This window comes from Mycobacterium sp. NPDC050551 (assembly GCF_040674075.1).
GTDB lineage: Bacteria > Actinomycetota > Actinomycetes > Mycobacteriales > Mycobacteriaceae > Mycobacterium.
The window spans coordinates 253,058-274,755 of record NZ_JBFARC010000005.1 but is presented as its reverse complement, the minus strand read 5'-3'; the positions used below and the strand labels follow the sequence as shown (position 1 = coordinate 274,755).

The following is a 21,698-nucleotide window of genomic DNA, read 5'->3' as shown; positions in this document are numbered from 1 at the left end:
TCTGAGGCGCCGGTCACGAGGTGTGCAGGTGCAGGCGCTCGCCGTGCGGCCCGAAGATCGCCAGCGCCTCGACCGCTTCCTCGACAGCGCCGAACCAGTGCGGCGTCCACGTCGAGAATTCCACCGCCTCACCGGGTTTCACGGTGAAATCCTGGTCGCCCAGGATCAACCGCAGCCGGCCCGAGAGCACGTACATCCAGTCCTGTCCCTCGTGCACCGGCAGTTCCTCCGGCGGCTTGCGGCGTCGCGCACTCACCCGGATCTTGAACGCGTGCAGGCCACTGGCCGGCCCCTGCCGGGTCAGCGGCCAGTAGGTGACGCCGTGATGGGTGTGTGAACTGCTCTTGACCCGTGGGTCTTCGGCGTCTGGCGTGCGCAGCAGGTCGTCGGTGCTGACCGACAGTGCTGCGGCGAGGCGTGGCAGGTGATCCAACGCGAGGCGACGCTTGCCCGATTCGAGCCGGCTGAGTGTCGACACGTCGATGCTCGACCGGTTCGCCACCTCCTCGAGCGTCAGGCCGCGCTGCGTCCTCAGCTCTCGCAACCGCCGCCGGACCCGTTGGTCGACACTGTCTTCTTCGGCCGTCTTTGCCTGCATGGCAAAACAGCTTGGCACTTGACCCATGTGCGCGGCAACCTCGGGACATGGACGAGATCTGGGACTGTGTGGTGGTGGGCGGTGGCGCCGCCGGGCTGAGTGCGGCGCTGGTGCTGGGACGTGCGCGGCGACGGACGCTGGTGGTGGATGCCGGCGCGCAGAGCAATCTGGCCGCACACGGCATCGGCGGGCTCCTCGGATTCGACGGCCGGCCTCCCGCGGATCTGTACGCGGCGGGCAGGTCCGAACTGGCGGCGTATCCGACGGTGGAGGTGCGTGCCGGTGAGGTGGTGGACGCCGAGCGTGTCGACGCCGGGTTCACCGTCTTGCTGAATGACGGTCGACGGGTGACGGCGCGGCGAATCCTGCTGGCAGGCGGGATGTCCTACGACATGCCTGCGCTGGCCGGGGTGGATCGGCTGTGGGGCAGGTCGGTGTTCCACTGTCCCTTCTGCCACGGCTGGGAGGTCAGGGATCAGCCGGTCGCGGTGCTGGCCCGCGGACCGCGTGCCGTGCATGCCTCGCTCCTGCTGCGGGGATGGACCGACGACGTCGTGGTGCTCACCGACGGACCGGCGGATCTGAACGGCGACGACCGCGCGCGACTGACCGCGGCCGGCGTCGACATCGACGAGCGCCCGGTGGCGGGGCTGCGGATCGTCGACGACGGGCTCGAGGCAGTCGAATTCGCCGACGGCGCGGGCATCGACCGGCGCGCCCTGATGGTGACCCCGAGGCTGCGCCAGCGTTCGCCGCTGGCGGCGCGACTGGGCGTGCGGTTCCAGGAGTCACACCCCCTCGCCGAAGACGCGGTGGTCGTCGACGCGCTGCAGCGCACGTCGGTGCCGGGCGTGTTCGCCGCCGGTGACGTGTGCGTGCAGGTACCGCAGGTGGCGGCGGCCGTCGCCGCCGGATCGCTGGCCGGCGCGTCGGTGATGCAGACCCTGATGGCCGACGACCACGGATTGCCGGTCCCCGAATGGAAGGAACACGTGAATGTCTGAGGCGCAGGAGTTCTGGGACGAGCTGTACGGCGCGCGTGAACGGGTGTGGAGCGGCCGGGTGAATCCCTGGCTCGCCGAGACGGCCGAATCACTTCCGCCTGGTCGTGCTCTCGACCTGGGCTGTGGCGAGGGCGGGGACACCGTGTGGCTGGCCGAACGCGGATGGCACGTGACGGCGGTGGACATCTCACCGACCGCGTTGGAACGTGCGACCGGCGCCGCAGAGGAGGCCGGGGTGTCGGCGCGTGTCGACTTCCAGCGTCACGACCTGCTGGAGAGTTTCCCCGACGGCGAGTTCGACCTGGTGTCAGCGCAGTTTCTGCAATCACCCCTGGACTTCGACCGCGACACCGTGCTGCGTCGCGCTGTCGAGGCGGTGGCGCCGGGTGGGCTGTTGATCGTCGTCGACCACGGTGCGGCGCCACCGTGGGCGCACGAGATGGCGCGCAAGCACCGCTTTCTCTCGGTCAGCGAGGTGCTCGATCCCATCGGGCTCGATCCTGTTCATTGGCAACGGGTTCGCGCCGAATCGGTCGAGCGTCCCGCCGTCGGCCCGGACGGTCAGGCGGGGACTCTGCTCGACAACGTGATCGTCCTGCGCCGAGTGGAAGTGCAGTAAGCCGCCGCTCAGGTGGCGTCGTGGAACACCAGACCGAGGGTGAACCGCTCGCCGGACCGGACCGTCGACACGCCGTGGCGGACCGGCGCGGCACTCCAACCGCGGGAGGAGCGCACCGGCCGTTCACGCGTGGTGAACACGAACCCGTGGCCGAACGGCACCGTCGTCGAGGTGCCCCGGGACTGTGCGCGCGGCCGCTGCTCGAGCAGCAGGAACTCGCCGCCCGTGTGGTCGACACCCGGCTGGTTCAGGTTGATCACCACCTGCAGCGGAAAGATCATGTCCCCGTACAGGTCCCGATGCAGCGCATTCCAGTCGCCGGGGCCGTATCGGAGCAGGATCGCCGTCGACCGGGTCTGGCCGGCGGCGTGGCATGCGGCCAGCCACTCATCGAGGGTGTCGGGCCAGGGCGCCTCGCGTCCGAGCCGGTTCCACCAGTCGCGCGCGATCGGCAGCAGGCGAGGATAGAGCGCGTGTTTGAGCCGCTCGACGGGCTCGGGAAGGGGGCGGTCGAAATACCGGTACTCGCCACGACCGAAGCGGTATCTGCCCATGTCGATGGTCGCGCGAAACAGCGTGTCGTCGTCGTAGGCCGCCCGCAGCGCTGTCGCCTCGGCGGGGGAGAGCAGCGCGGGCAGCAGGGCGCCACCGAATTCGTCGAGCTCCGCGGCGACTTCTACCCAGTCCGCGGAGTCGACGCGTCGCTGCCAATCGTGCTGCACCCCATCGCTCATCAGAAGAGCCTCGCCGCCCTGAGCTCAGCCGGCTCCTCCAGGTCGAGCAGCAGCTTCTTGCGTGCGATGCCGCCTGCATAGCCGGTCAGCCGGCCGGTCTTGCCCACCACCCGGTGGCACGGGATCACGATGCTGAGCGGGTTGCGGCCGACGATCTGCCCGGCTTCGCGGGCGGTGAGGTCACCGACGGTGTCCGCCAGTTCGCCGTACGTCATCGTGGCGCCATAGGGGATCGTGGTCAGCTGCCCCCACACCCGTCGGTGCAGGCTGTCACTGCGCGGGTCGATCGGCAGATCGAGTGCCGTGCGAGTGCCGGTCAGGTAGTCGCCCAACTGGGTGTGCGCCTCGGCCAGCAGCGGGTCGGTGTCCGCGTCGATCCGTCGGCCGAAGCCGCTCCTCGCCGGCCGGGGCCAGTGACCACGGAAGTACAGGCCGATCAACGTGTCGCCGTCGGCAACCAGCGTCAACTCGTCGAGTGGACTGTCGATCACGGTGTGTCGGATGCTCATGGCGTCCTCCCTTCACCGTGTAGACGGTCGGGCGGTCGGATGTGTGAGACGGCGAGGTGGACGGTGTCGAGGTGGGTGTCGACGCCGATGACGACGCGGCGTGGGATATCACGATTGTGGTGTCATGTCCGCCCGCTTGCCTGCACGCCGCCTGTGAGACATCTCAATTGGAAGACAACCCAGGTGGGCGTCACTTGGACCACGAGTCATCACCGGCGGCGAACGAGCAAGGCCATCCTCATCCGAACCGGTTGAACAGAATCGTTTGTCATACCTCTCTGCAATAATCGAATGTATGTTCGATCCGGCGCAGGCAAGCTTCGACCAGGTGCTGGCCGTGACGCGTCCGGAGTCAATCGAGGCACGTGAGCTGCTCTGCGCCGTGGTGGCAGCGGCGCGCCGGGAGAATCAGCAGGCCGCGGCGCGGTTGACCGCGATCGGTGAGTTGTATGCGGTGCGGTTCGCCGAGCGTGATGAGCTCAGCGACCAGTGGGCGGTGGACACCGAATCGGCGGTGGCCGTCGAGATCGGCGCGGCACTCAACATCGCGTACGAGCGGGCCAAGGATCAGGTCAGCCTCGCTCGCGGACTGCGTGAACGCCTACCGTTGGTCGCGGCGATGTTCCGCGCCGGTGCGCTGACCCTCGACATCGTCGACACCCTGCTGCACCGCACCACCTTGATCACCGACCCCGCGGTGTTGACCCACGTCGATGCCACCCTGGCCGGTGCGGCGGCCCGGTTGATGAGGCTGAGCTACGGCCAGGTGTGCGGATATGTCGACCGGATCATCGCCACCCACGATCGGGATGCGTTGCGGCGCCGCCAGAAAGCCGCCGACGAGCGTGAGGTGTGGGTGATCGACGGCCTCGATGGGATGAGCAGTTTCGGCGGCACCATGCCCACCGCCGGGGCCCGAGTGTTCGACAACCGCCTCGACGCGCTCGCCGACACCGTCTGCCCGGCCGATCCCCGCACCAAGAAGCAGCGCCGCGTCGACGCCATCGAAGCCATCGCCAAGGGCGCCGACCACCTGGGCTGCCAGTGCGGCAACCCCGACTGTCCGAACAAGAACGCGATCGCCGCCCCCTTCGTCATCCACACCATCACCGGACCCAACACCGACACCGAGATCGATGCCCACGCCAACAACGTGGATGCCGAGGCCGCCGACGAAGTGGCCGACACCGCCGATGCCGACGCTGAGTCGGTGGCGAGCCTGGTGCACAACGACGGCCTGCTGCCGCCTGAACAGCTCACCGGCCTGGCCGAGAACGCCGCCACCCGGCCGCTCATTCACCCCGGTGACGCGCCACCTGAGCCGCGCTATACCCCGTCGCGGAATTTGGCGGAGTTCGTGCGGTGCCGCGACATGGGCTGCCGATTCCCCGGCTGCGATGTGCCGGCCTTCAGCACCGACATCGATCACACCGTCCCTTACAGCCAGGGCGGACCGACCCAGGCATCGAACCTCAAATGCCTGTGCCGCCTGCACCATTTGATCAAAACGTTCTGGGGTTGGCGCGACCAGCAACACCGCGACGGGACGGTCATCTGGACGAGCCCGGCGGGCCAGACCTACACCACCCGACCGGGTTCGGCGCTGCTCTTTCCGTACCTGTGCACCCCCACCGCCGCCGCGGTCTTCACCCCGCGACCCGACGACCCCTGCGGTGAACGCACCGCGATGATGCCCACACGGCAACGCACCCGAGCCCAGAACAAAGCCGCCCGCGTCGCCGCCGAACGCCAACAGAATCGCGAACACCGCGAAGCCCGCCGCCGCGCCCGCCGGCAAGCACTCGACAAACTGTTCGCCCCCAAGCCACCACCCCAACCCGGAGACGAACCACCACCCTTCTGATGTGGGGTGATGGTTCGTCGAGGGCAGGGTGAAGCGGCGGGCCCGTCTGCATTTAGGCGAGTTGGGTGACTCGCACGCTGTTTCCGGACGGGTCCCGGAAACCCGAGTCGATGCCATAGGGCATCGGGTGTGGCTCCTCAGTGAACTCGACGCCACGCGCGCTCAGCCGCTCGAAAGCTCCCTGGCAGTCGTCGGTGGTGAGGAACACCGTTCCCGCGAACCCCTTGGCCGTCAGGTCGAGCACCTGCGACCGCGTTGCGTCGTCCATCACCGGCGCGCCGGGCACCGCCATCAGGACGATCGACACGTCGTTCTGTCCCGGCGGTCCGACGGTCAGCCAGCGGAACGGCGTGTCGATGTCGGGCAGTGAAACATCTTCGCGCACTTCCATTCCGACCTGCTCAGTCCAGAACTTCAACGCGACTTCCTGATCGTGGACCCACAGGTGGGCGCTGGCGATTCTCATCATGGGCACGACGCTACGGCCGGGCCGCGCCGCTCGTCTTCTCCCCGTGTGCTGTCTTGACGCGGCTGTCCGCGGGCGGCCGGGTGTCGCGGCGCAGAATGCAACTGGGCACCCTGGCGCGCAGTGCGGCGGGCGGTAGCGAGGCCCGGTAGGCGGCCGGTGGCCTGCCGTACACCCGGGCGAAGCTGGTGGTGAACGACCCGACGCTGTGCAGGCCGACCATCACGCAGATGTCGGCCACCGAGCGGTCGGTGTAGCGCAGCAGCGCCGCGGCGCGTTCGAGCCGCCGCGTCTGCAGGTAGCTTCGTGGAGACTCACCGAACGTTCTGGTGAACATGCGGCTGAAGTGCGCCCGGGACAGCCCGGCGGCGGCAGCGAGGTCGTCCACCGTGATCGGCTCGGCGTAACGCGCGTCGACCAGATCTTTCGCGCGCATCAGGTAGCGGGCCGGCGGCACCTGCGGCATAGCGGTAGAGGTTACTCCCGGGGGAGTATCTTGTTGAGGCGGACGAGTTGGCCGGGCGGCCGCGTGCCGTAGCGATACGGCCCGAGGAAAGTCCGGACTTCACAGAGCAGGGTGATTGCTAACGGCAATCCGAGGTGACTCGCGGGACAGTGCCACAGAAAACAGACCGCCACCCTCGCGGTGGTAAGGGTGAAACGGTGCGGTAAGAGCGCACCAGCATCCCGGGTGACCGGGGTGGCTAGGCAAACCCCACCCGAAGCAAGGCCAAGAAGGCCGCACCTGGTGCGGTCGCGCAGGCGTCCGAGGGCTGCTCGCCCGAGCCTGCGGGTAGGCCGCTCGAGGCACCCGGCAACGGTGTGTCCAGATGGATGGTCGCCGCCCGGTCTCACCGACCGGGAACAGAATCCGGCTTACAGGCCAGCTCGTCCGCCCCCCAGCAGCACTCCGGTGATCAGTCGGCCTTGCGTACCGCCTTGTGGAGCTTGTCGAGCGCGTCGCCGAGCTGTTCCTCGGCCTCCTTCGCGACGGCGTCCTCGTGGGCGAAGAGCAGGCCGTAGGTGAAGGTGTCCTCGCCCGCGGCGTGCGCGGCGTCCGACTGCTGGTGCAGATGCACCCGGCTGACCACGCTGTCCTGATGGTCGCCGAGCAGGGACTGCACCGCCTTGGCGCGCTCGGCCACCTTGCTCGCACCGGTCGCCGCGGCCGTGTAGCGCAGCCGCTTGGCGCGCTTGCGGATCTTGTGCAGGGCCTCGTCGCGCTCGGCTTCATCGGCGTCGGACTCGGCGACCGCCCTGGCCTTCTTGGTGGCCTGCTTCACCTTCTTGTAGGCCGAGTCGATGGAGACCGGCACGAGTTCCTCACCGGGCCGGGGCGCCGGAGGTTCGGCGGCGACCAGTCCGTCGAGCGCGTCGAGCAGCCGGAAGTAGCGCTGTGAGCGCATCGCGATCAACGACCGCCGCAGCCCAGCGTCGTAGCGCTTCTTCGCACCCTCCACCAGCCGCTCGCGGACCGGTCCGCGGACCAGCTCGGCCGGCAGCTCATCGATCGCCTTCTCGTACTTCTCGGCCAGCACCTCCGCGTCGCGTGCCACGCCGAGAACGGCGGCGAGCTGCTTGAGCTCGTCGAGGATCCACGCGTCGTCGGAGATGCCGAACGCGCCTTCCGCCGACTGCAGCAGGCTGCGGATCTTGCGGGTCACCACCCGCATCTGGTGCACCGAGTCGTACACGTCTGCGCGGACGGCCCGATCCCAGATCACCAACTCGTCGACCTGCTCGGCCACCGCCGCGTGGATCGGGTCGACCGCCCGCTCGTCGCCGTCGGCGTCCGCCGGCTCGCCGCCCGAGGTGTCGAGCACGCGGGCCAGTTTCGATCCGTGCCCGGCGGGCGTCGCGCCCGCGTCGAACAGCCGGTTGGCCAACCGGTCCAGCAGCTCCGAACCCGCGCGCCCGTCGTCGACAGCGCCTTCGACGAGTTCGAGTTCCCACTCGCGCCAACGCTGTTCGTCGCCGTCCTGGCCCGCGGTCGCCGTCACCTGGTCGTCGCAGAACTCCGCCAGTGGCGAATCGTCGGGGCCGAACAGAAGATCGACGGTCCGCTCCGTGGAGATGCGGGCGACGGGCGCCAGCGGCCGGTCCCGCACGACCGCAAGAACCACGTCGCGCAGCGACTCCGGCACGGTGTCGGCGTCGTCCAGCGGTTGCCTCACCTCGGTCCTGGCGTCCGGCCCGGCGGGCAGCTTCAGATGCCAGCCGGCGTCCTCGCCCCCGGTGCGCCGGCGCAGCGTGATGCGATGGGCCGCGAGGTCGCGGTTCGGGGTGTCGAAGTAGACGGCGTCGAGGTGCTGGATCGGCAACCGCTCCACCCGTGAGACCGCCGACAACCCGGCGAACGACGGCGACACCGTCGATTCGGTCACCTCGAACTTGCGCTCGACCTCGGTGTGGCGCGAGGTCTTCTTCGAATCCTTCTGCGCCCCGGCGGAGCTGTCGGCCATAGGTGCATTGTCCTTTCCGGGGCGAAGGCAGGTCTGAACGGCAGGTGGCCACAATGCCACACGAAGGTGAATCACCCGCTCCGCCCGACCGGCTCCCACGCTGCGCGGACGCCGCGGATACAGTCCGGGGTGTGACCGAATACGACGCCATCACCTTCTCCCAGGACGGCGCCGTCGCGCGCATCGGCCTGAACCGGCCCGACGCGGCGAACGGCATGAACGACACGATGACTCGTGAACTGGCCGACGCCGCCAAGCGTTGCGACACCGCGTCGGTCAAGGTGGTGGTGCTCACCGGGGCGGGGAGGTTCTTCTGCGCCGGTGGCGATCTCAAGTCGTTCGCGTCGGCGCCCAGCCGCGGCGCGTACATCAAGGGCGTCGCCGACGACCTGCACCGGGCCATCTCCACGTTCGCGCGCACCGACGCGGTGCTCATCACCGCCGTCAACGGCACCGCCGCAGGCGCCGGGTTCAGTCTGGCGATCACCGGTGATCTGGTACTGGCCGCCGAGTCCGCGACGTTCACGATGGCCTACACGAAGGTTGGTCTGAGCCCCGACGGCAGCTCGTCGTACTACCTGCCCCGGCTGGTGGGACTGCGCAAGGCTCAGGAGCTGATGCTGACCAACCGGACACTGACCGCGGCGGAGGCGGTGGAGTGGGGCCTGGCCACCGAGGTGGTGCCCGACGCCGAACTCGGCGAGCGCGCCACCGCTCTGGCCGAGAAGGTGGCCGCCGGTGCGCGCGGGTCCGGCGGAGCCGTCAAGTACCTGCTGCTGAACTCGTTGAAGAACAGCCTCGAGGAGCAGATGGAACTCGAGGGCCGGCTGATCGCCGACCGCGCCGACTCAGCCGACGGGCGCGAGGGGGTCGACGCGTTCCTGGCCAAGCGCCGCCCCGAGTTCGCCTAGAAGCTGTGCTCCTCGGCGGGGAACACGCCGGATGCCACCTCGTCGGCGTACTGCGTTGCGGCACGGCGTAATTCATCGCCGACGCTGCCGAACTGCTTGACGAACTTGGCGGTCCTGCCGTTGGTGAGGCCTGCCATGTCCTGCCACACCAGCACCTGCGCGTCGCAGCTGGGTCCGGCGCCGATCCCGATCGTGGGGATGGTCAGCTTGCCGGTGATCTGGGTGGCGAGTTCGGCGGGCACCATCTCCATGACGACGGCGAACGCCCCGGCCTCCTGCACGGCGATGGCGTCGTGGATCGTCTGATCGCCCGCGTCGCCGCGGCCCTGCACCCGGAAGCCGCCGAGACCGTTGACGCTCTGCGGGGTGAACCCGATGTGCGCCATCACCGGGATACCGGCGGCAGACAGCGTGGCGATCTGCTCGGCGACGCGTTCACCGCCCTCGAGCTTCACCGCGTGCGCGCCGGTCTCCTTGAGGAACCGGGTGGCGGTCGCGAGCGCCTGCGCCGGGCCGGCCTCGTAGCTGCCGAACGGTAGGTCGGCCACCACCAGCGCATGCGGCGCGCCCCGCACCACACCACGAACCAGGGGGATCAGTTCGTCGACGGACACCGGAACCGTCGTGTCGTATCCGTAGACGACGTTGGCGGCCGAGTCACCGACCAGGAGGACCGGGATGCCCGCGTCGTCGAAGACCCGGGCGGTGGAGTAGTCGTAGGCCGTCAGCATGGCCCACTTGTGGCCCTCGGCCTTCCATTTGTGCAGATGATGCGTGCGGACCTTGGTCCGTGGCTTGGGCTGTGAATCGCCGTCGGTGGTTCCCGCGGCAGCACCGTAGACAGTCTGCTCAGACATCGTTGTCCCTCGTGGTGGTCGTTTCGATCCTCGAGGCCCGACAGGGTCCCCGGGTTCGGCTGACGAGTTCAGTGTGCCACCACGCGCTGCCCAGGTGAACCCTGGGTTAAGTGGACTTTCTCACACGCCGGCATCCGGGCGTCCTACGCTGGCCACATGCAACGCCTCAGCGGACTCGACGCCAGCTTCCTGTACCTCGAAACCGCACAGCAGCTGCTGCACGTCTGCTCGATCCTGGAGCTCGACACGACGACGATGCCGGGCGGTTACACCTTCGACAAGTTGCGTGACGCGTTGGCCAAGCGGATCGAGTCGATGCCACAGTTCCGGGAGAAGCTCGCCGACAGCCGGTTCAATCTCGACCACCCGGTGTGGGTGGAGGACAAGGACTTCGACGTCGACCGGCACCTGCATCGCATCGGGCTGCCGCCGCCGGGTGGCCGTCACGAGCTGTCCGAGATCCTCGGTCACATCGCCTCCCTGCCGCTGGACCGGGCCCGGCCGCTGTGGGAGAAGTGGGTGATCGAGGGCATCGACGGCACCGACGCCCGCGACGGCGGGAAACTCGTGGTGCTGACCAAGGTGCACCACGCCGCCGTCGACGGCGTGACCGGCGCCAGCCTGATGTCGCAGCTGTGCAGCACCGAACCCGACGCGGCCGACCCCGAGCCCGTGCAGGGCGTCGGCGGCGGGAACCAACTCGAGATCTCCGTCAACGGCGCGATCAAGTTCGCCACCCGGCCGCTCAAGTTCGTCAACGCGCTGCCGGGCACCGTCAACACGGTGCTCGACACCGTGAAGCGCGCGCGGGCCGGCCAGTCGATGGCCGCCCCGTTCGCCGCGCCGCAGACGCCCTTCAACGCCAACGTCACGGGCCACCGCAACATCGCGTTCGCCCAGCTGGAACTCGACGACGTCAAGAAGGTGAAGAACCATTTCGGGGTCAAGCTCAACGACGTGGTGATGGCGCTGGTGTCCGGCGTGCTGCGCAAATTCCTGCTCGACCGGGGACAGCTGCCGGACAGCACGCTGATCGCGATGGTGCCGGTGTCGGTGCACGACAAGTCCGACCGGCCCGGCCGCAATCAGGTGTCGGGCATGTTCTCCCGGCTCGAGACCAACGTCGAAGACCCGCTGGAGCGGATCAAGGCCATCTCGGACGCGAACTCCGTTGCCAAACAGCACAGTTCGGCGATCGGTGCCACGCTGCTGCAGGACTGGACCCAGTTCGCCGCGCCCGCGGTGTTCGGTGCGGCGATGCGGGTCTACGCCGCGAGCCGGCTGTCCGGCGCCCGCCCGGTGCTCAATCTCGTGGTGTCCAACGTCCCCGGCCCCCAGGTGCCGCTGTACTACCTGGGATGCGAGGTCGGCGCGATGTACCCGATCGGCCCGGTCTTCCACGGCGCCGCGCTGAACATCACGGTGATGTCGCTCAACGGCAAGCTCGACGTCGGCCTGGTGTCGTGCCCCGAACTGCTGCCCGACCTGTGGGACATGGCCGACGACTTCGCGCCTGCGCTCGAGGAGCTCCTCGACGCCACGCGCTGAACCCGCCCGGCAGCCGCCTCGCCAGCACTGATGGTCGGTCATGGCAGCATGTGGAGCCATGAGACATCGCATGGGGGTCGTTGCGGCCGCCGCGGCCCTGCTCCTGGTGGCGGGCTGCAGCAACGTCGTCGACGGACGTGCGGTTCTCGCCGTGCCGCGGCCGGGCACGCCGGTGCAATGGGTGCTGTGCCAGGGCTCTGCGCCGTCGGGTGAATCCCGGATCCCGCCGGACGCCGAGTGCGGTCTGCTGTCGGTCCCCGTCGACTACTCCAAGCCCGACGGTGACGTCGCCCGGCTGGCGATGATCCGGTTCAAGGCCACCGGCCCGAACCGGATCGGCTCGCTGGTGATCAACCCCGGCGGACCGGGGGAGTCGGGCGTCGAGGCGGCCGTGTCGACCCTGCCGTCGATCCCCGACTCGGTGCGCGAACGGTTCGACCTGGTCGGTTTCGATCCGCGCGGCGTCGCCTCGTCCTCGCCTGCGGTGTGGTGCAACTCCGACACCGACAACGACCGGCTGCGCGCCGACCCGCAGGTTGACTACACGCCAGAAGGCGTCGAGCACATCGAGAACGAGACCCGGGCGTTCATCCAGCGGTGCGTCGACAAGTCCGGTGAGAACTTCCTGGCCAACATCGGAACGGCAAACGTCGCACGCGATCTCGACGCGATCCGGCAGTCCCTCGGCGACGAGAAGCTGACCTACCTCGGCTACTCCTACGGCACCCGCATCGGGTCGGCCTACGCTGAGGCCTTCCCGGACAAGGTGCGGGCGATGATCCTCGACGGCGCGGTCGATCCGAACGCCGACCCCATCGAGGCCGACATCCGCCAGGCCGCAGCCTTCCAGCAGGCGTTCGACAATTACGCCGCCGACTGCGCCAAGTCCCCGGACTGTCCGCTCGGCACCGACCCCGCCAAGGCCGTCGAGGTGTACAAGAGCCTGGTCGACCCGCTCGTCGAAACGCCCGCCAAGACCGATGACCCGCGCGGGCTCTCCTACAGCGACGCGATCGTCGGCACCATCATGACCCTGTACTCGCCGAATCTGTGGCGACACCTGACCACCGGGCTCACCGAGCTCAAGCAGGGCCGCGGCGACACGATGCTGATCCTCGCCGACCTCTACATGCGCCGCGACGCCACCGGGCACTACAACAACTCGACCGACGTGCGAGTGGCGGTGAACTGCGTGGACCAGCCGGCCGTGAAGGACCGGGAGAAGATCATCGAGGAGGACCGCAGGCTGCGCGAGGTGGCGCCGTTCATGAGCTACGGCGATTTCACCGGCAACGCCCCGTTGGGCACCTGCGCGATGTGGCCGGTGCCGCCGACCAGTGAGCCGCACGAGATCTCGGTCAGCGGCCTGCCGCCGGTCCTCGTGGTCTCGACGACCAACGACCCCGCCACGCCGTATCAGGCCGGGGTGGACCTGGCCCGTCAGCTGGGCGGCACGCTGGTGACGTTCGAGGGCACCCAGCACACCGTGGTGTTCCAGGGCAACAGCTGCGTCGACGACATCGCGGCGACCTACCTGGTCGACGTGAAGGTGCCGCCGGCCGACACCCGTTGCCGCTGAGCGGGTCACAGCCAGGTCACCGTTTCGTACCGGCCGCAGACCTGCCGCGGTCGGCCGTGCGACCATGAGCGCCATGTGGCGGGTCGGACGGCGGTCGTTGGCGGCTGCGCTCGTGCTCGTCATGCTGCCCGCCCCCGGCGCGGCTCCCGCGCTGGCCAGCCCCGAGGGCCAGGCCATTCAGGCCTACGGACAGCCGCCGGTATGGGGTGGCTGTGCCGACATGCTCGGCGACGTCAGCCGCGTCCCGACCGCGCAGTGCGGCCGGGTGGCGGTACCCGTCGACTGGAACGATGCGGCGAATCCACAAGCGGCGCAAGCACAATTGGCCGTCATCCGCGTTCCGGCCCGCGGTGAGCGCATCGGCGTGCTGATGGTCAACCCGGGCGGTCCCGGCGCCTCGGCCGTCGACGTCGTCGCAGGTATGAGCGCCGCGCTGGCCGACACCGAGATCGGCAGGCGATTCGACCTGGTCGGCTTCGACCCGCGCGGTGTCGGCCATTCGACGCCGGAACTGCGGTGCCGCACCGACGCGGAGTTCGACGCCTACCGCCGTGAACCGATGGCCGACTACAGCCCGGCCGGCGTCGCGCACATCGAAGGGGTCTACCGACAGCTCGCCCAGCAGTGCCTCGACCGGATGGGCGCACAGTTCCTGGCGGGAGTGGGCACCGCCTCCGCGGTGCGCGACATGGACGCCGTCCGCGGGGCGCTCGGCGAGCAGCAACTGAACTATCTCGGGTTCTCCTACGGCACCGAAATCGGCGCCGGCTACGCCGAACAGTTCCCCGACCGGGTGCGGGCCATGGTGCTCGACGGGGCGGTGGACCCGAGCCTCGACCCGACCACCCGCAACCTTCGCCAGTTGGCCGGCTTCCAGCGGGCGTTCGACGCCTACGCCGCCGACTGCGCGACATCCGCCGGGTGCCCACTCGGCACCGATCCGGCGCAGTTCGTCAACCGCTACCACCAACTCGTCGACCCCCTGGCGCAGCGCCCCGCCCCGACTCCCGACCCGCGCGGACTGGGCTACCAGGACGCCATCACCGGCACCGGCAGCGCCCTGTACTCGAAGCGCTTCTGGCCCTACCTCACCAGCGGTCTGCTCGGCCTGGCCCGGGGCAGCGACCCCGGTGACCTGCTGGTGCTGGCCGACGAGTACCAGAAGCGCGATCGCGCCGGCCACTACGGCAACCAGCAGGATGCGTTCACGGCGATCCGCTGCGTGAACTCCGCGTACCCGACCGACCCAGCGGCGTGGGCCGACATCGACCGGCAGGCCCGCCTGGCCGCGCCGTTCCTCGCCTACGGTTCGTTCACCGGGTTCGCTCCCCGCGACATCTGCGCGATGTGGCCGGTGCCGGCGACGTCGACCCCGCATCCGGCCGTGAGCCCCGGTCCCGGCAAGGTCGTCGTGGTCTCGACGACCCGTGATCCGGCGACGCCGTACGAGGCGGGCGTCGAGCTGGCACGGCAGATGCAGGCGTCGCTGATCACCTTCGACGGCACCCAGCACACCGTGGTGTTCAACGGCGATGCCTGCGTCGACACCGCCACCCTCGGGTTCCTCGTCGATCTGCAGGCCCCTCCGTCCGGTTTGACTTGCTAGATCTAGCAGCGGCGTAACACGGATTTAACAGCCGGAACCTACGCTGCGAACATGGATCGCCAGAAGGAATTCGTGCTGCGCACGCTGGAGGAACGCGACATCCGCTTCGTCCGGCTGTGGTTCACGGACGTCCTGGGATACCTCAAATCCGTCGCCATCGCGCCTGCCGAACTCGAGGGCGCGTTCGAAGAGGGCATCGGCTTCGACGGATCCTCGATCGAGGGCTTCGCGCGGGTGTCGGAAGCCGACATGGTGGCCCGCCCCGATCCGTCCACCTTCCAGATCCTGCCGTGGGCCGACAGCTCCGAGAAGCACCACTCGGCACGGATGTTCTGCGACATCACGATGCCCGACGGCTCGCCGTCGTGGGCCGACTCGCGCCACGTGCTGCGCCGCCAGCTGGCCAAGGCCAGTGACCTCGGCTTCTCCTGCTACGTGCACCCGGAGATCGAGTTCTTCCTGCTCAAGCCCGGCCCCGACGACGGCACCCCGCCGGTGCCTGCCGACAACGGCGGCTACTTCGACCAGGCGGTGCACGACTCGGCGCCGAACTTCCGCCGACACGCCATCGACGCGCTCGAGCAGATGGGCATCTCCGTCGAGTTCAGCCACCACGAGGGCGCGCCTGGGCAGCAGGAGATCGACCTGCGTTACGCCGACGCGCTGTCGATGGCCGACAACGTGATGACGTTCCGCTACGTCGTCAAAGAGGTAGCGCTCGGTGACGGCGTGCGTGCGTCGTTCATGCCCAAGCCGTTCGCCGAGTACCCGGGGTCGGCCATGCACACCCACATGAGCCTGTTCGAGGGCGACACCAACGCCTTCCACAGCCCCGAGGACGCGCTGCAGCTCTCCGATGTGGCCAAGTCGTTCATCGCGGGCATCCTCGAACACGCCTCCGAGATCAGCGCCGTCACCAACCAGTGGGTGAACTCCTACAAGCGGCTGGTGCACGGCGGTGAGGCGCCCACCGCGGCGTCCTGGGGCGCGGCGAACCGGTCCGCACTGGTCCGGGTGCCGATGTACACCCCGCGCAAGGCGTCGTCGCGGCGCATCGAGGTGCGCAGCCCCGATTCGGCCTGCAACCCCTATCTGACCTTCGCGGTGCTGCTGGCCGCGGGTCTGCGCGGAGTGGAGAAGGGCTACGTGCTCGCACCGCAGGCCGAGGACAACGTCTGGAGCCTGACGCCGGAGGAACGCCGCGCGATGGGCTACCGCGAGCTGCCGTCCAGCCTCGGCGTCGCGCTCGCCGAGATGGAGAACTCCGAGCTGGTCGCGGAAGCATTGGGGGAGCACGTCTTCGACTACTTCCTGCGCAACAAGCGCTCGGAATGGGAGACCTACCGCAGCAACGTCACGCCGTACGAGCTGAGGACCTACCTGTCGCTCTAGCGGCGTCCGGCCACCTGCGGCGGTGCGATACCGTCGTCAACGTGGCCAAACCCGTGACCGACCGACCGAAGCTGCCCAGCCCGGGCCGCCTCGGTCTGGTGCAGGAACAGGCGGCGGCGAATCTCGACCGGTTGGGCTGGACCACCGACGCCCACGTGGAGCTCCTGTGGTCGCTGTCGCGGGCCCCCGACGCGGACACCGCACTGCTGGCGATGGTCCGGCTGGCCGACGCGCTGGATGACCGGTGGACCGAACTGAACGGCGCGCTGCTCAAGGACAAGGGCCTGCGTGGGCGGCTCTTCGGTGTGCTGGGTGCCTCGCTGGCGCTGGGCGACCACCTCATCGCCAATCCGCAGTCGTGGCATCTGCTCGAGGGTGCCGTCACGCTGCCCTCGGCGTCGCAGCTGCGGGACGAGTTCGCCGCGGCCGCCGAGAACACCAGCGACACAACCACTGCCGCAGCCCCGCTACGCCAGCTCTACCGTGACAGGATGCTCGTGCTGGCGGCGCTCGATCTGGCGTCGACGGTGGAGAACGAACCCGTGCTGCCGTTCGTGGCGGTGGGGCAGCACCTGTCCGACATGGCCGACGCCGCACTCGGCGCGGCGCTCATCGTGGCGACCCGGTCGGCCTGCGGATCGGGGCCCGCCCCGCGGCTGGCGGTGATCGCGATGGGCAAATGCGGTGCACGCGAATTGAACTACGTCAGCGACGTCGACGTCATCTTCGTCGCCGACGAGGCCTCGGCGCTGGCCATCCGGGTGGCCGGGGAGATGATGCGGCTCGCCGCGGACGCGTTCTTCGAAGTGGACGCCGCGCTGCGGCCGGAGGGCAAGCACGGCCAGCTGGTGCGCACCCTCGAGTCGCACGTCACCTACTACCAGCGCTGGGCCAAGACCTGGGAGTTCCAGGCGCTGATGAAGGCCAGGCCCGCCGCAGGCGACGCCGAGCTGGGCCGGGAGTACATCGAGGCGCTGACGCCGATGGTGTGGACGGCGTGTGAGCGGGAGGACTTCGTGCCCGAGGTGCAGGCGATGCGCCGACGGGTGGAGGAACTGGTGCCCGCGGGAGTGCGGGCCCGTGAACTCAAGCTCGGCACCGGCGGCCTGCGCGACGTCGAGTTCGCGGTGCAGCTGCTCCAGCTGGTGCACGGCCGCAACGACGACTCCCTGCACGTGGCGTCGACGGTGGATGCGCTCGCAGCGCTGGGCACCGGCGGCTACGTCGGGCGCGACGACGCCGCCAACCTCACCGCGTCCTACGAGTTCCTGCGGCTGCTCGAACACCGGCTGCAGCTGCAGCGGCTCAAGCGGACGCACATGCTGCCCGAGTCCGGCGACGACGAGGCGATGCGCTGGCTGGCGCGGGCGGCGCACATCCGGCCCGACGGCCAGCACGATGCCGTCGGAGTGCTGCGCGAGGAACTCAAGCGGCAGAGCCTGCGGGTGTCGCGGTTGCACGCGAAGCTGTTCTACCAACCGCTGCTCGAGTCGGTCGGCCAAGACGCCCTGGGTATTTCGGCCGGGCTCAGCACGAAGTCCGCCGAACGCCGGCTCGCCGCGCTGGGCTACGAGGGTCCGCAGAGCGCACTGACCCACCTGGCGGCCCTCACCGGCGGCGGCGCCAGGCGCGCCCGGGTGCAGCAGGTGCTGCTGCCGACGCTGCTGGACTGGCTGTCGGACACCCCCGATCCGGATGCCGGACTGCTGTCCTACCGGCGGATCAGCGAGTCGCTGGCCGAGGAGCGGTGGTACCTGTCGACGCTGCGCGACGAGGGCGCGGTCGCGAAGCGGTTGATGCGGGTGCTCGGGGTCTCGGCGTACGTCCCCGAACTGCTCATGCGGGCGCCCGAGGTGATCCGGCTGTACGCCGACGGCCCCAACGGCCCGAAACTGTGCGACGTCGAACCCGACGGGATGGCCAAGGCGCTCATCGCCTCGGCGGGCCGCCATCCCGACCCGGTTCGCGCGATCGCCGCCGCGCGAACTCTGCGCCGGCGCGAACTGGCGCGTATCGCATCGGCCGACCTGCTGGGCATGCTCGAGGTGACCGAGGTCTGCAAGGCGCTGACGGCACTGTGGCTCGCGGTGCTCCAGGCGGCGCTGGAGGCGGTGATCCGGGCGAACACGCCGGACGACGGACCGCCCGCGCGGATCGCGGTCATCGGCATGGGCCGCCTCGGCGGCGGCGAATTGGGTTACGGATCGGACGCCGACGTGATGTTCGTCTGCGAACCCCACGCCGGTGTCGAGGAATCCGTCGCGGTGAAATGGTCGGTGAACATCGCCGAGCAGGTGCGGGCGCTGCTCGGAACGCCGAGTGCGGACCCGCCGCTCGAGGTCGACCTGGGTCTGCGGCCAGAGGGCCGCAACGGGCCGCTGGTCCGCACGCTCGCCTCCTACACCGCGTACTACACGAAATACGCCCAGCCGTGGGAGGTTCAGGCGCTGCTGCGGGCGCACCGGGTGGCAGGCGACCTCGAACTCGGTGAACAGTTCCTGTTGATGATCGACGGCATCCGGTACCCGGCCGACGGTGTGTCGGCTGCGACGGTGCAGGAGATCCGGCGGATCAAGGCGCGGGTGGACGCCGAACGGTTGCCCCGCGGCGCCGATCCCAACACCCACACCAAGCTCGGTCGCGGCGGGCTCGCCGACATCGAGTGGACGGTGCAGCTGCTGCAGCTCCGCTACGCGCACCGCATCCCGGCGCTGCACAACACCTCGACACTGGACTCGCTGAACGCGATCGGCGCCGCGGAACTGATCGCCGAGGGCGACATCGACCTGCTCCGGCAGGCCTGGTTGACCGCGACGCGGGCCCGCAACGCGCTGGTGCTGGTGCGCGGCAAGCCGACCGACCAGTTGCCCGGGCCGGGCAGGCAGCTCAATGCGGTGGCGCTGGCCGCCGGCTGGGACAACGACGACGGCGGCGAGTTCCTCGACAATTACCTGCGCGTGACGCGTCGCGCGAAGACCGTGGTGCGCAACGTGTTCGGAGGTTGATGTGGATTTCTTCTTCGAGTCGATGAGTGCGGAGGAACACGACCGGCTGCGTGCCCTGCACGAACCGCTGACGCAGTCGGTGCGGCGACTCATCGAGGCGAGCATCCGCACCGGAGCGGACGACGAGACCGTCGTCGAGGCGCGCCGGGCGATCGACGCGGTCAGTGCGATGCTCGAGGAGCAGGAACGCGACCAGACGCCGCGTATGCGGCACGCCGACACGGGACGGCCGGTGGTGTGGGCGAATCCGGTTGTCGGCATCCGCAATGCGATGGCGCCGCCGCTGATGATCGAGCAGGACGCGGACGGACGCTGCTGGAGCGAGTTCGCGTTGGGCGCGCCGTACGAGGGGCCGCCGGGGTGGGTGCACGGCGGCGTCTGCGCGCTGGTGCTGGATCAGATCCTCGGCGAGGTGGCCAGCGACGGCCTGACCAAACCGCTGTTCACCGGGACGATCACGCTGAAGTATCTGCGCGGCACTCCGCTGGGGGCGCTGCGCGCCCAGGCGTGGATCGACCGGGTGGACGGGTTCAAGACCTACGCCCGCGGCGAGTTGCGGGATGCCGACGGGGTGACGGTCGAGGCCGAAGGGGTGTTCATCATGCCCGCCTGGGCGCGGGAAGCCGGATGAGGTTCTACGTCAGCTCGGCGTTCCTGGAGTCCCGCGAGGTCATCGAGATCGCCCGGGCGGCGGACGATCTCGGGTACGACGGGATGGGGATCCCGGACCACGTGGTGAACCTGGAGACACTGAAGACGCCCTACCCCTACACCGATGACGGCAGCAGGCGGTGGAAGCCGTTCACTCACTGGCCGGACCCGTGGGTGCTGGTCGGGGCGTTGGCCTCGGTCACCGAACGGCTGCGCTTCGTCACGACGGTCTACATCCCGGCGATGCGTGATCCGTTCTCGGCGGCCAAGGCGATCGGCACAGCGGCATACCTGGCCGACGGTCGGGTGGAACTCGGTGTCGGCGTGGGCTGGTGCGAGGAAGAGTTCACGCTGATGGGGCAGCGGTTCGACCGGCGCGGCAGGCGCACCGACGAGATGCTCTCGTTGTTCCGCGCGCTGTGGCAGCCGGGGTGGAACGAGTTCTCCGGCGAGTTCTACTCGGCGCCGCGTCTGGAGATGGAACCGACGCCGCCGCACATCCCGATCTACGTCGGGGGATTGAGCGATGTCGCGCTGCGGCGGGCGGCCCGTCACGACGGTTGGATCGGTGACCTCATCTCGACCGACCACGCGATCGCGTCGGTGGACAAGCTGCGCGCCCTGCGCGCGGAGAACGGGCTGACGATGGACGGCTTCACCGTCCTCACCCCGCTGACGGACGCATTCACCCCCGAGCACTACGCCCGGGCCGAGGCCGCAGGCATCACCGGAATCATCACGATGCCGTGGATGTTCTACGCCGGCCCGCAGGCGTCGCTGGCCGAGAAGATCGACGGAATGAAGCGGTTCCGCAAGGACCTGGGCTAGCCGCTCAGTACCGGTTACGGCGGAAGCGGCTGAGCAGGCCGCCGCGACGCACGGGGGCGGCGGCGGGAGTGCCCGCGGGTGCGGCGGTACCCGTGACCACCCGCCCGCGCCGCACACCGGAGCCACCGCCGACGCGCCGGCGCGCATCGACCGACCAGGCGCCCGCGCCGAGTCCGGCGATCGCCAGGAAGCCGAAGCAGTACAGCAGTGCTGTCTCGCCGCCGTTCACCGTCGGCCAGAACGACGCCGACGGGCCCTCGAGCGGCGGCCAGTGGTACCAGAAGTACGCCACCGCCATCTCACCCGAGGCGATGAACGCCGCGATGCGGGTGAAGAACCCGACCGTGATCAGCAGGCCGAGAACGAATTCGAGCAAGCCGGCCCACCACGCCGGCCACGCGCCGACCTCGATCGGCATCGGCGAGGCAGCGGGCCAGTCGAACAGTTTCTGGGTGCCGTGCAACGTGAACATCAAGCCGGCCACGATGCGGAAAACGCTCAGGAGGGGAGAGGAGTAGCCCGCGAGCCGAGAGTCGAAGTTGGTCGCCATGGCGGAGACTTTACGCCGAGGCGGTCGGCTTTCTCACAGCTCCAACATGACTGTTACCGGGCCGTCGTTCACCAGTTGCACTTTCATGTCCGCACCGAAGACTCCGGTGGCCACCTGCGCCCCGAGCGCCCGCAGCGCAGCGGCGAACACCGACACCAGCGGTTCGGCGACCGGCCGCGGTGCCGCCAGGTTCCAGCTGGGCCGCCGGCCCTTGACCGTGTTGGCGTACAGCGTGAACTGGCTGACCACCAGGATCGGTGCGCCGACGTCCGACGCCGATTGCTCCTCGTCGAGTATCCGCAGCTGCCACAGCTTCTCGGCCATCCTGCGGGCCTTGTCCTCGTCGTCGTCGTGCGTCACGCCGACGAATGCCAGCAGCCCCTGCCCGGCCGGCGTGATCTCACCGACCACCTCGCCGTCGACCTCGACGCTCGCCGATGTCACCCGTTGCACCAGTACTCGCATGCCCCCATCCTCCCCGGCCATGCGAAAGGGCCGGGCGGCCCCCGTACTGG

19 protein-coding genes, 1 other RNA gene and 1 pseudogene are annotated in these 21,698 nt (G+C 69.3%); 12 read left to right on the top strand and 9 right to left on the bottom strand.

From position 1 onward, the window contains the following. Window positions 1-13: 13 nt before the first annotated feature. Complete coding sequence (locus AB0K11_RS21190; RefSeq protein ID WP_364981293.1) at window positions 14-598, bottom strand: XRE family transcriptional regulator; 585 nt, start codon at window positions 596-598, stop codon at window positions 14-16. 47 nt (window positions 599-645) lie between these two features. On the opposite strand from AB0K11_RS21190, the gene AB0K11_RS21185 reads away from it, so the two are divergent. Further along, window positions 646-1,602 carry an NAD(P)/FAD-dependent oxidoreductase gene (locus AB0K11_RS21185; RefSeq protein WP_364981290.1) on the top strand — a complete coding sequence of 319 codons (957 nt, stop codon included), beginning with the start codon at window positions 646-648 and terminating at the stop codon, window positions 1,600-1,602. Continuing rightward, entirely contained in the window at window positions 1,595-2,221 is a 627-nt protein-coding gene (locus AB0K11_RS21180; protein ID WP_364981287.1) for a class I SAM-dependent methyltransferase, read from the top strand. Before AB0K11_RS21185 ends, AB0K11_RS21180 begins: the two co-directional genes overlap by 8 nt. Before the next feature lie 8 nt (window positions 2,222-2,229). On the opposite strand, the gene AB0K11_RS21175 is transcribed toward AB0K11_RS21180, so the two are convergent. Further along, on the bottom strand, window positions 2,230-2,955 hold the full coding sequence (locus tag AB0K11_RS21175; protein WP_364981284.1) for a 2OG-Fe(II) oxygenase: 726 nt from the start codon (window positions 2,953-2,955) through the stop codon (window positions 2,230-2,232). Further along, window positions 2,955-3,464, bottom strand: a complete 510-nt coding sequence (locus AB0K11_RS21170; RefSeq protein WP_364981281.1) for a methylated-DNA--[protein]-cysteine S-methyltransferase — start codon at window positions 3,462-3,464, stop codon at window positions 2,955-2,957. Before AB0K11_RS21170 ends, AB0K11_RS21175 begins: the two co-directional genes overlap by 1 nt. Window positions 3,465-3,759: 295 nt before the next feature. On the opposite strand from AB0K11_RS21170, the gene AB0K11_RS21165 reads away from it, so the two are divergent. Then, on the top strand, window positions 3,760-5,328 hold the full coding sequence (locus AB0K11_RS21165; protein ID WP_364981278.1) for a DUF222 domain-containing protein: 1,569 nt from the start codon (window positions 3,760-3,762) through the stop codon (window positions 5,326-5,328). A 52-nt stretch (window positions 5,329-5,380) separates the two neighbouring features. Here the strand turns inward: AB0K11_RS21165 and AB0K11_RS21160 are convergent, their stop codons facing one another. Further along, a complete protein-coding gene (locus AB0K11_RS21160; RefSeq protein ID WP_364981275.1) occupies window positions 5,381-5,797 on the bottom strand; it encodes a VOC family protein in 417 nt (138 codons plus the stop codon). A 10-nt stretch (window positions 5,798-5,807) separates the two neighbouring features. Beyond that, the gene (locus tag AB0K11_RS21155) at window positions 5,808-6,260 is read right to left on the bottom strand and encodes an AraC family transcriptional regulator (RefSeq protein ID WP_364981272.1); all 453 of its coding nucleotides are present in this window, start codon (window positions 6,258-6,260) and stop codon (window positions 5,808-5,810) included. Between the two features lie 43 nt (window positions 6,261-6,303). On the opposite strand from AB0K11_RS21155, the gene rnpB reads away from it, so the two are divergent. Beyond that, an RNA gene (gene rnpB / locus AB0K11_RS21150) (RNase P RNA component class A) lies at window positions 6,304-6,689 on the top strand. A gap of 22 nt (window positions 6,690-6,711) precedes the next feature. Here the strand turns inward: rnpB and AB0K11_RS21145 are convergent. Further along, entirely contained in the window at window positions 6,712-8,256 is a 1,545-nt protein-coding gene (locus AB0K11_RS21145; protein WP_364981270.1) for a CYTH and CHAD domain-containing protein, read from the bottom strand. A gap of 131 nt (window positions 8,257-8,387) precedes the next feature. Here AB0K11_RS21145 and AB0K11_RS21140 point away from each other — a divergent pair, with 131 nt between their 5' ends. Then, complete coding sequence (locus tag AB0K11_RS21140; RefSeq protein WP_364981267.1) at window positions 8,388-9,167, top strand: enoyl-CoA hydratase/isomerase family protein; 780 nt, start codon at window positions 8,388-8,390, stop codon at window positions 9,165-9,167. Here the strand turns inward: AB0K11_RS21140 and panB are convergent. Beyond that, window positions 9,164-10,024, bottom strand: coding sequence for a 3-methyl-2-oxobutanoate hydroxymethyltransferase (panB, locus tag AB0K11_RS21135; protein ID WP_364981264.1), 861 nt, complete (start codon window positions 10,022-10,024; stop codon window positions 9,164-9,166). The genes AB0K11_RS21140 and panB overlap by 4 nt on opposite strands. Before the next feature lie 156 nt (window positions 10,025-10,180). Here panB and AB0K11_RS21130 point away from each other — a divergent pair, with 156 nt between their 5' ends. The 7 genes from AB0K11_RS21130 (at window position 10,181) to AB0K11_RS21100 (ending at window position 20,633) form a co-directional block, all read left to right on the top strand. Continuing rightward, window positions 10,181-11,572, top strand: coding sequence for a wax ester/triacylglycerol synthase family O-acyltransferase (locus AB0K11_RS21130; protein WP_364981261.1), 1,392 nt, complete (start codon window positions 10,181-10,183; stop codon window positions 11,570-11,572). Between the two features lie 58 nt (window positions 11,573-11,630). Beyond that, a complete protein-coding gene (locus AB0K11_RS21125) occupies window positions 11,631-13,151 on the top strand; it encodes an alpha/beta hydrolase (protein ID WP_364981259.1) in 1,521 nt (506 codons plus the stop codon). Between the two features lie 64 nt (window positions 13,152-13,215). Continuing rightward, window positions 13,216-14,757 carry an alpha/beta hydrolase gene (locus AB0K11_RS21120; RefSeq protein ID WP_364981256.1) on the top strand — a complete coding sequence of 514 codons (1,542 nt, stop codon included), beginning with the start codon at window positions 13,216-13,218 and terminating at the stop codon, window positions 14,755-14,757. A 51-nt stretch (window positions 14,758-14,808) separates the two neighbouring features. Then, window positions 14,809-16,149, top strand: a complete 1,341-nt coding sequence (locus AB0K11_RS21115; protein WP_364981253.1) for a glutamine synthetase family protein — start codon at window positions 14,809-14,811, stop codon at window positions 16,147-16,149. A gap of 41 nt (window positions 16,150-16,190) precedes the next feature. Further along, a complete protein-coding gene (locus AB0K11_RS21110) occupies window positions 16,191-19,154 on the top strand; it encodes a bifunctional [glutamine synthetase] adenylyltransferase/[glutamine synthetase]-adenylyl-L-tyrosine phosphorylase (protein ID WP_364981250.1) in 2,964 nt (987 codons plus the stop codon). Between the two features lies 1 nt (window position 19,155). After that, window positions 19,156-19,785, top strand: a complete 630-nt coding sequence (locus AB0K11_RS21105; protein ID WP_364981247.1) for a PaaI family thioesterase — start codon at window positions 19,156-19,158, stop codon at window positions 19,783-19,785. Further along, complete coding sequence (locus AB0K11_RS21100; RefSeq protein WP_364981244.1) at window positions 19,782-20,633, top strand: TIGR03619 family F420-dependent LLM class oxidoreductase; 852 nt, start codon at window positions 19,782-19,784, stop codon at window positions 20,631-20,633. The genes AB0K11_RS21105 and AB0K11_RS21100 overlap by 4 nt, the downstream gene beginning before the upstream one ends. Before the next feature lie 130 nt (window positions 20,634-20,763). On the opposite strand, the pseudogene AB0K11_RS21095 reads toward AB0K11_RS21100, so the two are convergent. Together AB0K11_RS21095 and dtd are read right to left on the bottom strand one after the other, a co-directional pair. Next, window positions 20,764-21,183 (bottom strand): annotated as a pseudogene (locus AB0K11_RS21095) (DoxX family protein); the annotation flags it as partial. Window positions 21,184-21,216: 33 nt separating this feature from the next. Continuing rightward, window positions 21,217-21,648 (bottom strand): D-aminoacyl-tRNA deacylase, encoded by a 432-nt coding sequence (gene dtd / locus AB0K11_RS21090; RefSeq protein ID WP_364981241.1) that lies wholly within the window; start codon window positions 21,646-21,648, stop codon window positions 21,217-21,219. Window positions 21,649-21,698: the final 50 nt, after the last annotated feature.

What these genes read in the sequence shown, in the direction of transcription:
- AB0K11_RS21125 (WP_364981259.1), top strand. Translation starts at nt 11,631, where the DNA reads ATGAGACATCGCATGGGGGTCGTTGCGGCCGCCGCGGCCCTGCTCCTG.
- AB0K11_RS21160 (WP_364981275.1), bottom strand. Translation starts at nt 5,797, where the DNA reads ATGATGAGAATCGCCAGCGCCCACCTGTGGGTCCACGATCAGGAAGTC.
- dtd (WP_364981241.1), bottom strand. Translation starts at nt 21,648, where the DNA reads ATGCGAGTACTGGTGCAACGGGTGACATCGGCGAGCGTCGAGGTCGAC.
- panB (WP_364981264.1), bottom strand. Translation starts at nt 10,024, where the DNA reads ATGTCTGAGCAGACTGTCTACGGTGCTGCCGCGGGAACCACCGACGGC.
- AB0K11_RS21165 (WP_364981278.1), top strand. Translation starts at nt 3,760, where the DNA reads ATGTTCGATCCGGCGCAGGCAAGCTTCGACCAGGTGCTGGCCGTGACG.
- AB0K11_RS21180 (WP_364981287.1), top strand. Translation starts at nt 1,595, where the DNA reads ATGTCTGAGGCGCAGGAGTTCTGGGACGAGCTGTACGGCGCGCGTGAA.
- AB0K11_RS21130 (WP_364981261.1), top strand. Translation starts at nt 10,181, where the DNA reads ATGCAACGCCTCAGCGGACTCGACGCCAGCTTCCTGTACCTCGAAACC.
- AB0K11_RS21115 (WP_364981253.1), top strand. Translation starts at nt 14,809, where the DNA reads ATGGATCGCCAGAAGGAATTCGTGCTGCGCACGCTGGAGGAACGCGAC.
- AB0K11_RS21185 (WP_364981290.1), top strand. Translation starts at nt 646, where the DNA reads ATGGACGAGATCTGGGACTGTGTGGTGGTGGGCGGTGGCGCCGCCGGG.
- AB0K11_RS21155 (WP_364981272.1), bottom strand. Translation starts at nt 6,260, where the DNA reads ATGCCGCAGGTGCCGCCGGCCCGCTACCTGATGCGCGCGAAAGATCTG.
- AB0K11_RS21175 (WP_364981284.1), bottom strand. Translation starts at nt 2,955, where the DNA reads ATGAGCGATGGGGTGCAGCACGATTGGCAGCGACGCGTCGACTCCGCG.
- AB0K11_RS21170 (WP_364981281.1), bottom strand. Translation starts at nt 3,464, where the DNA reads ATGAGCATCCGACACACCGTGATCGACAGTCCACTCGACGAGTTGACG.
- AB0K11_RS21120 (WP_364981256.1), top strand. Translation starts at nt 13,216, where the DNA reads ATGAGCGCCATGTGGCGGGTCGGACGGCGGTCGTTGGCGGCTGCGCTC.
- AB0K11_RS21190 (WP_364981293.1), bottom strand. Translation starts at nt 598, where the DNA reads ATGCAGGCAAAGACGGCCGAAGAAGACAGTGTCGACCAACGGGTCCGG.
- AB0K11_RS21145 (WP_364981270.1), bottom strand. Translation starts at nt 8,256, where the DNA reads ATGGCCGACAGCTCCGCCGGGGCGCAGAAGGATTCGAAGAAGACCTCG.
- AB0K11_RS21100 (WP_364981244.1), top strand. Translation starts at nt 19,782, where the DNA reads ATGAGGTTCTACGTCAGCTCGGCGTTCCTGGAGTCCCGCGAGGTCATC.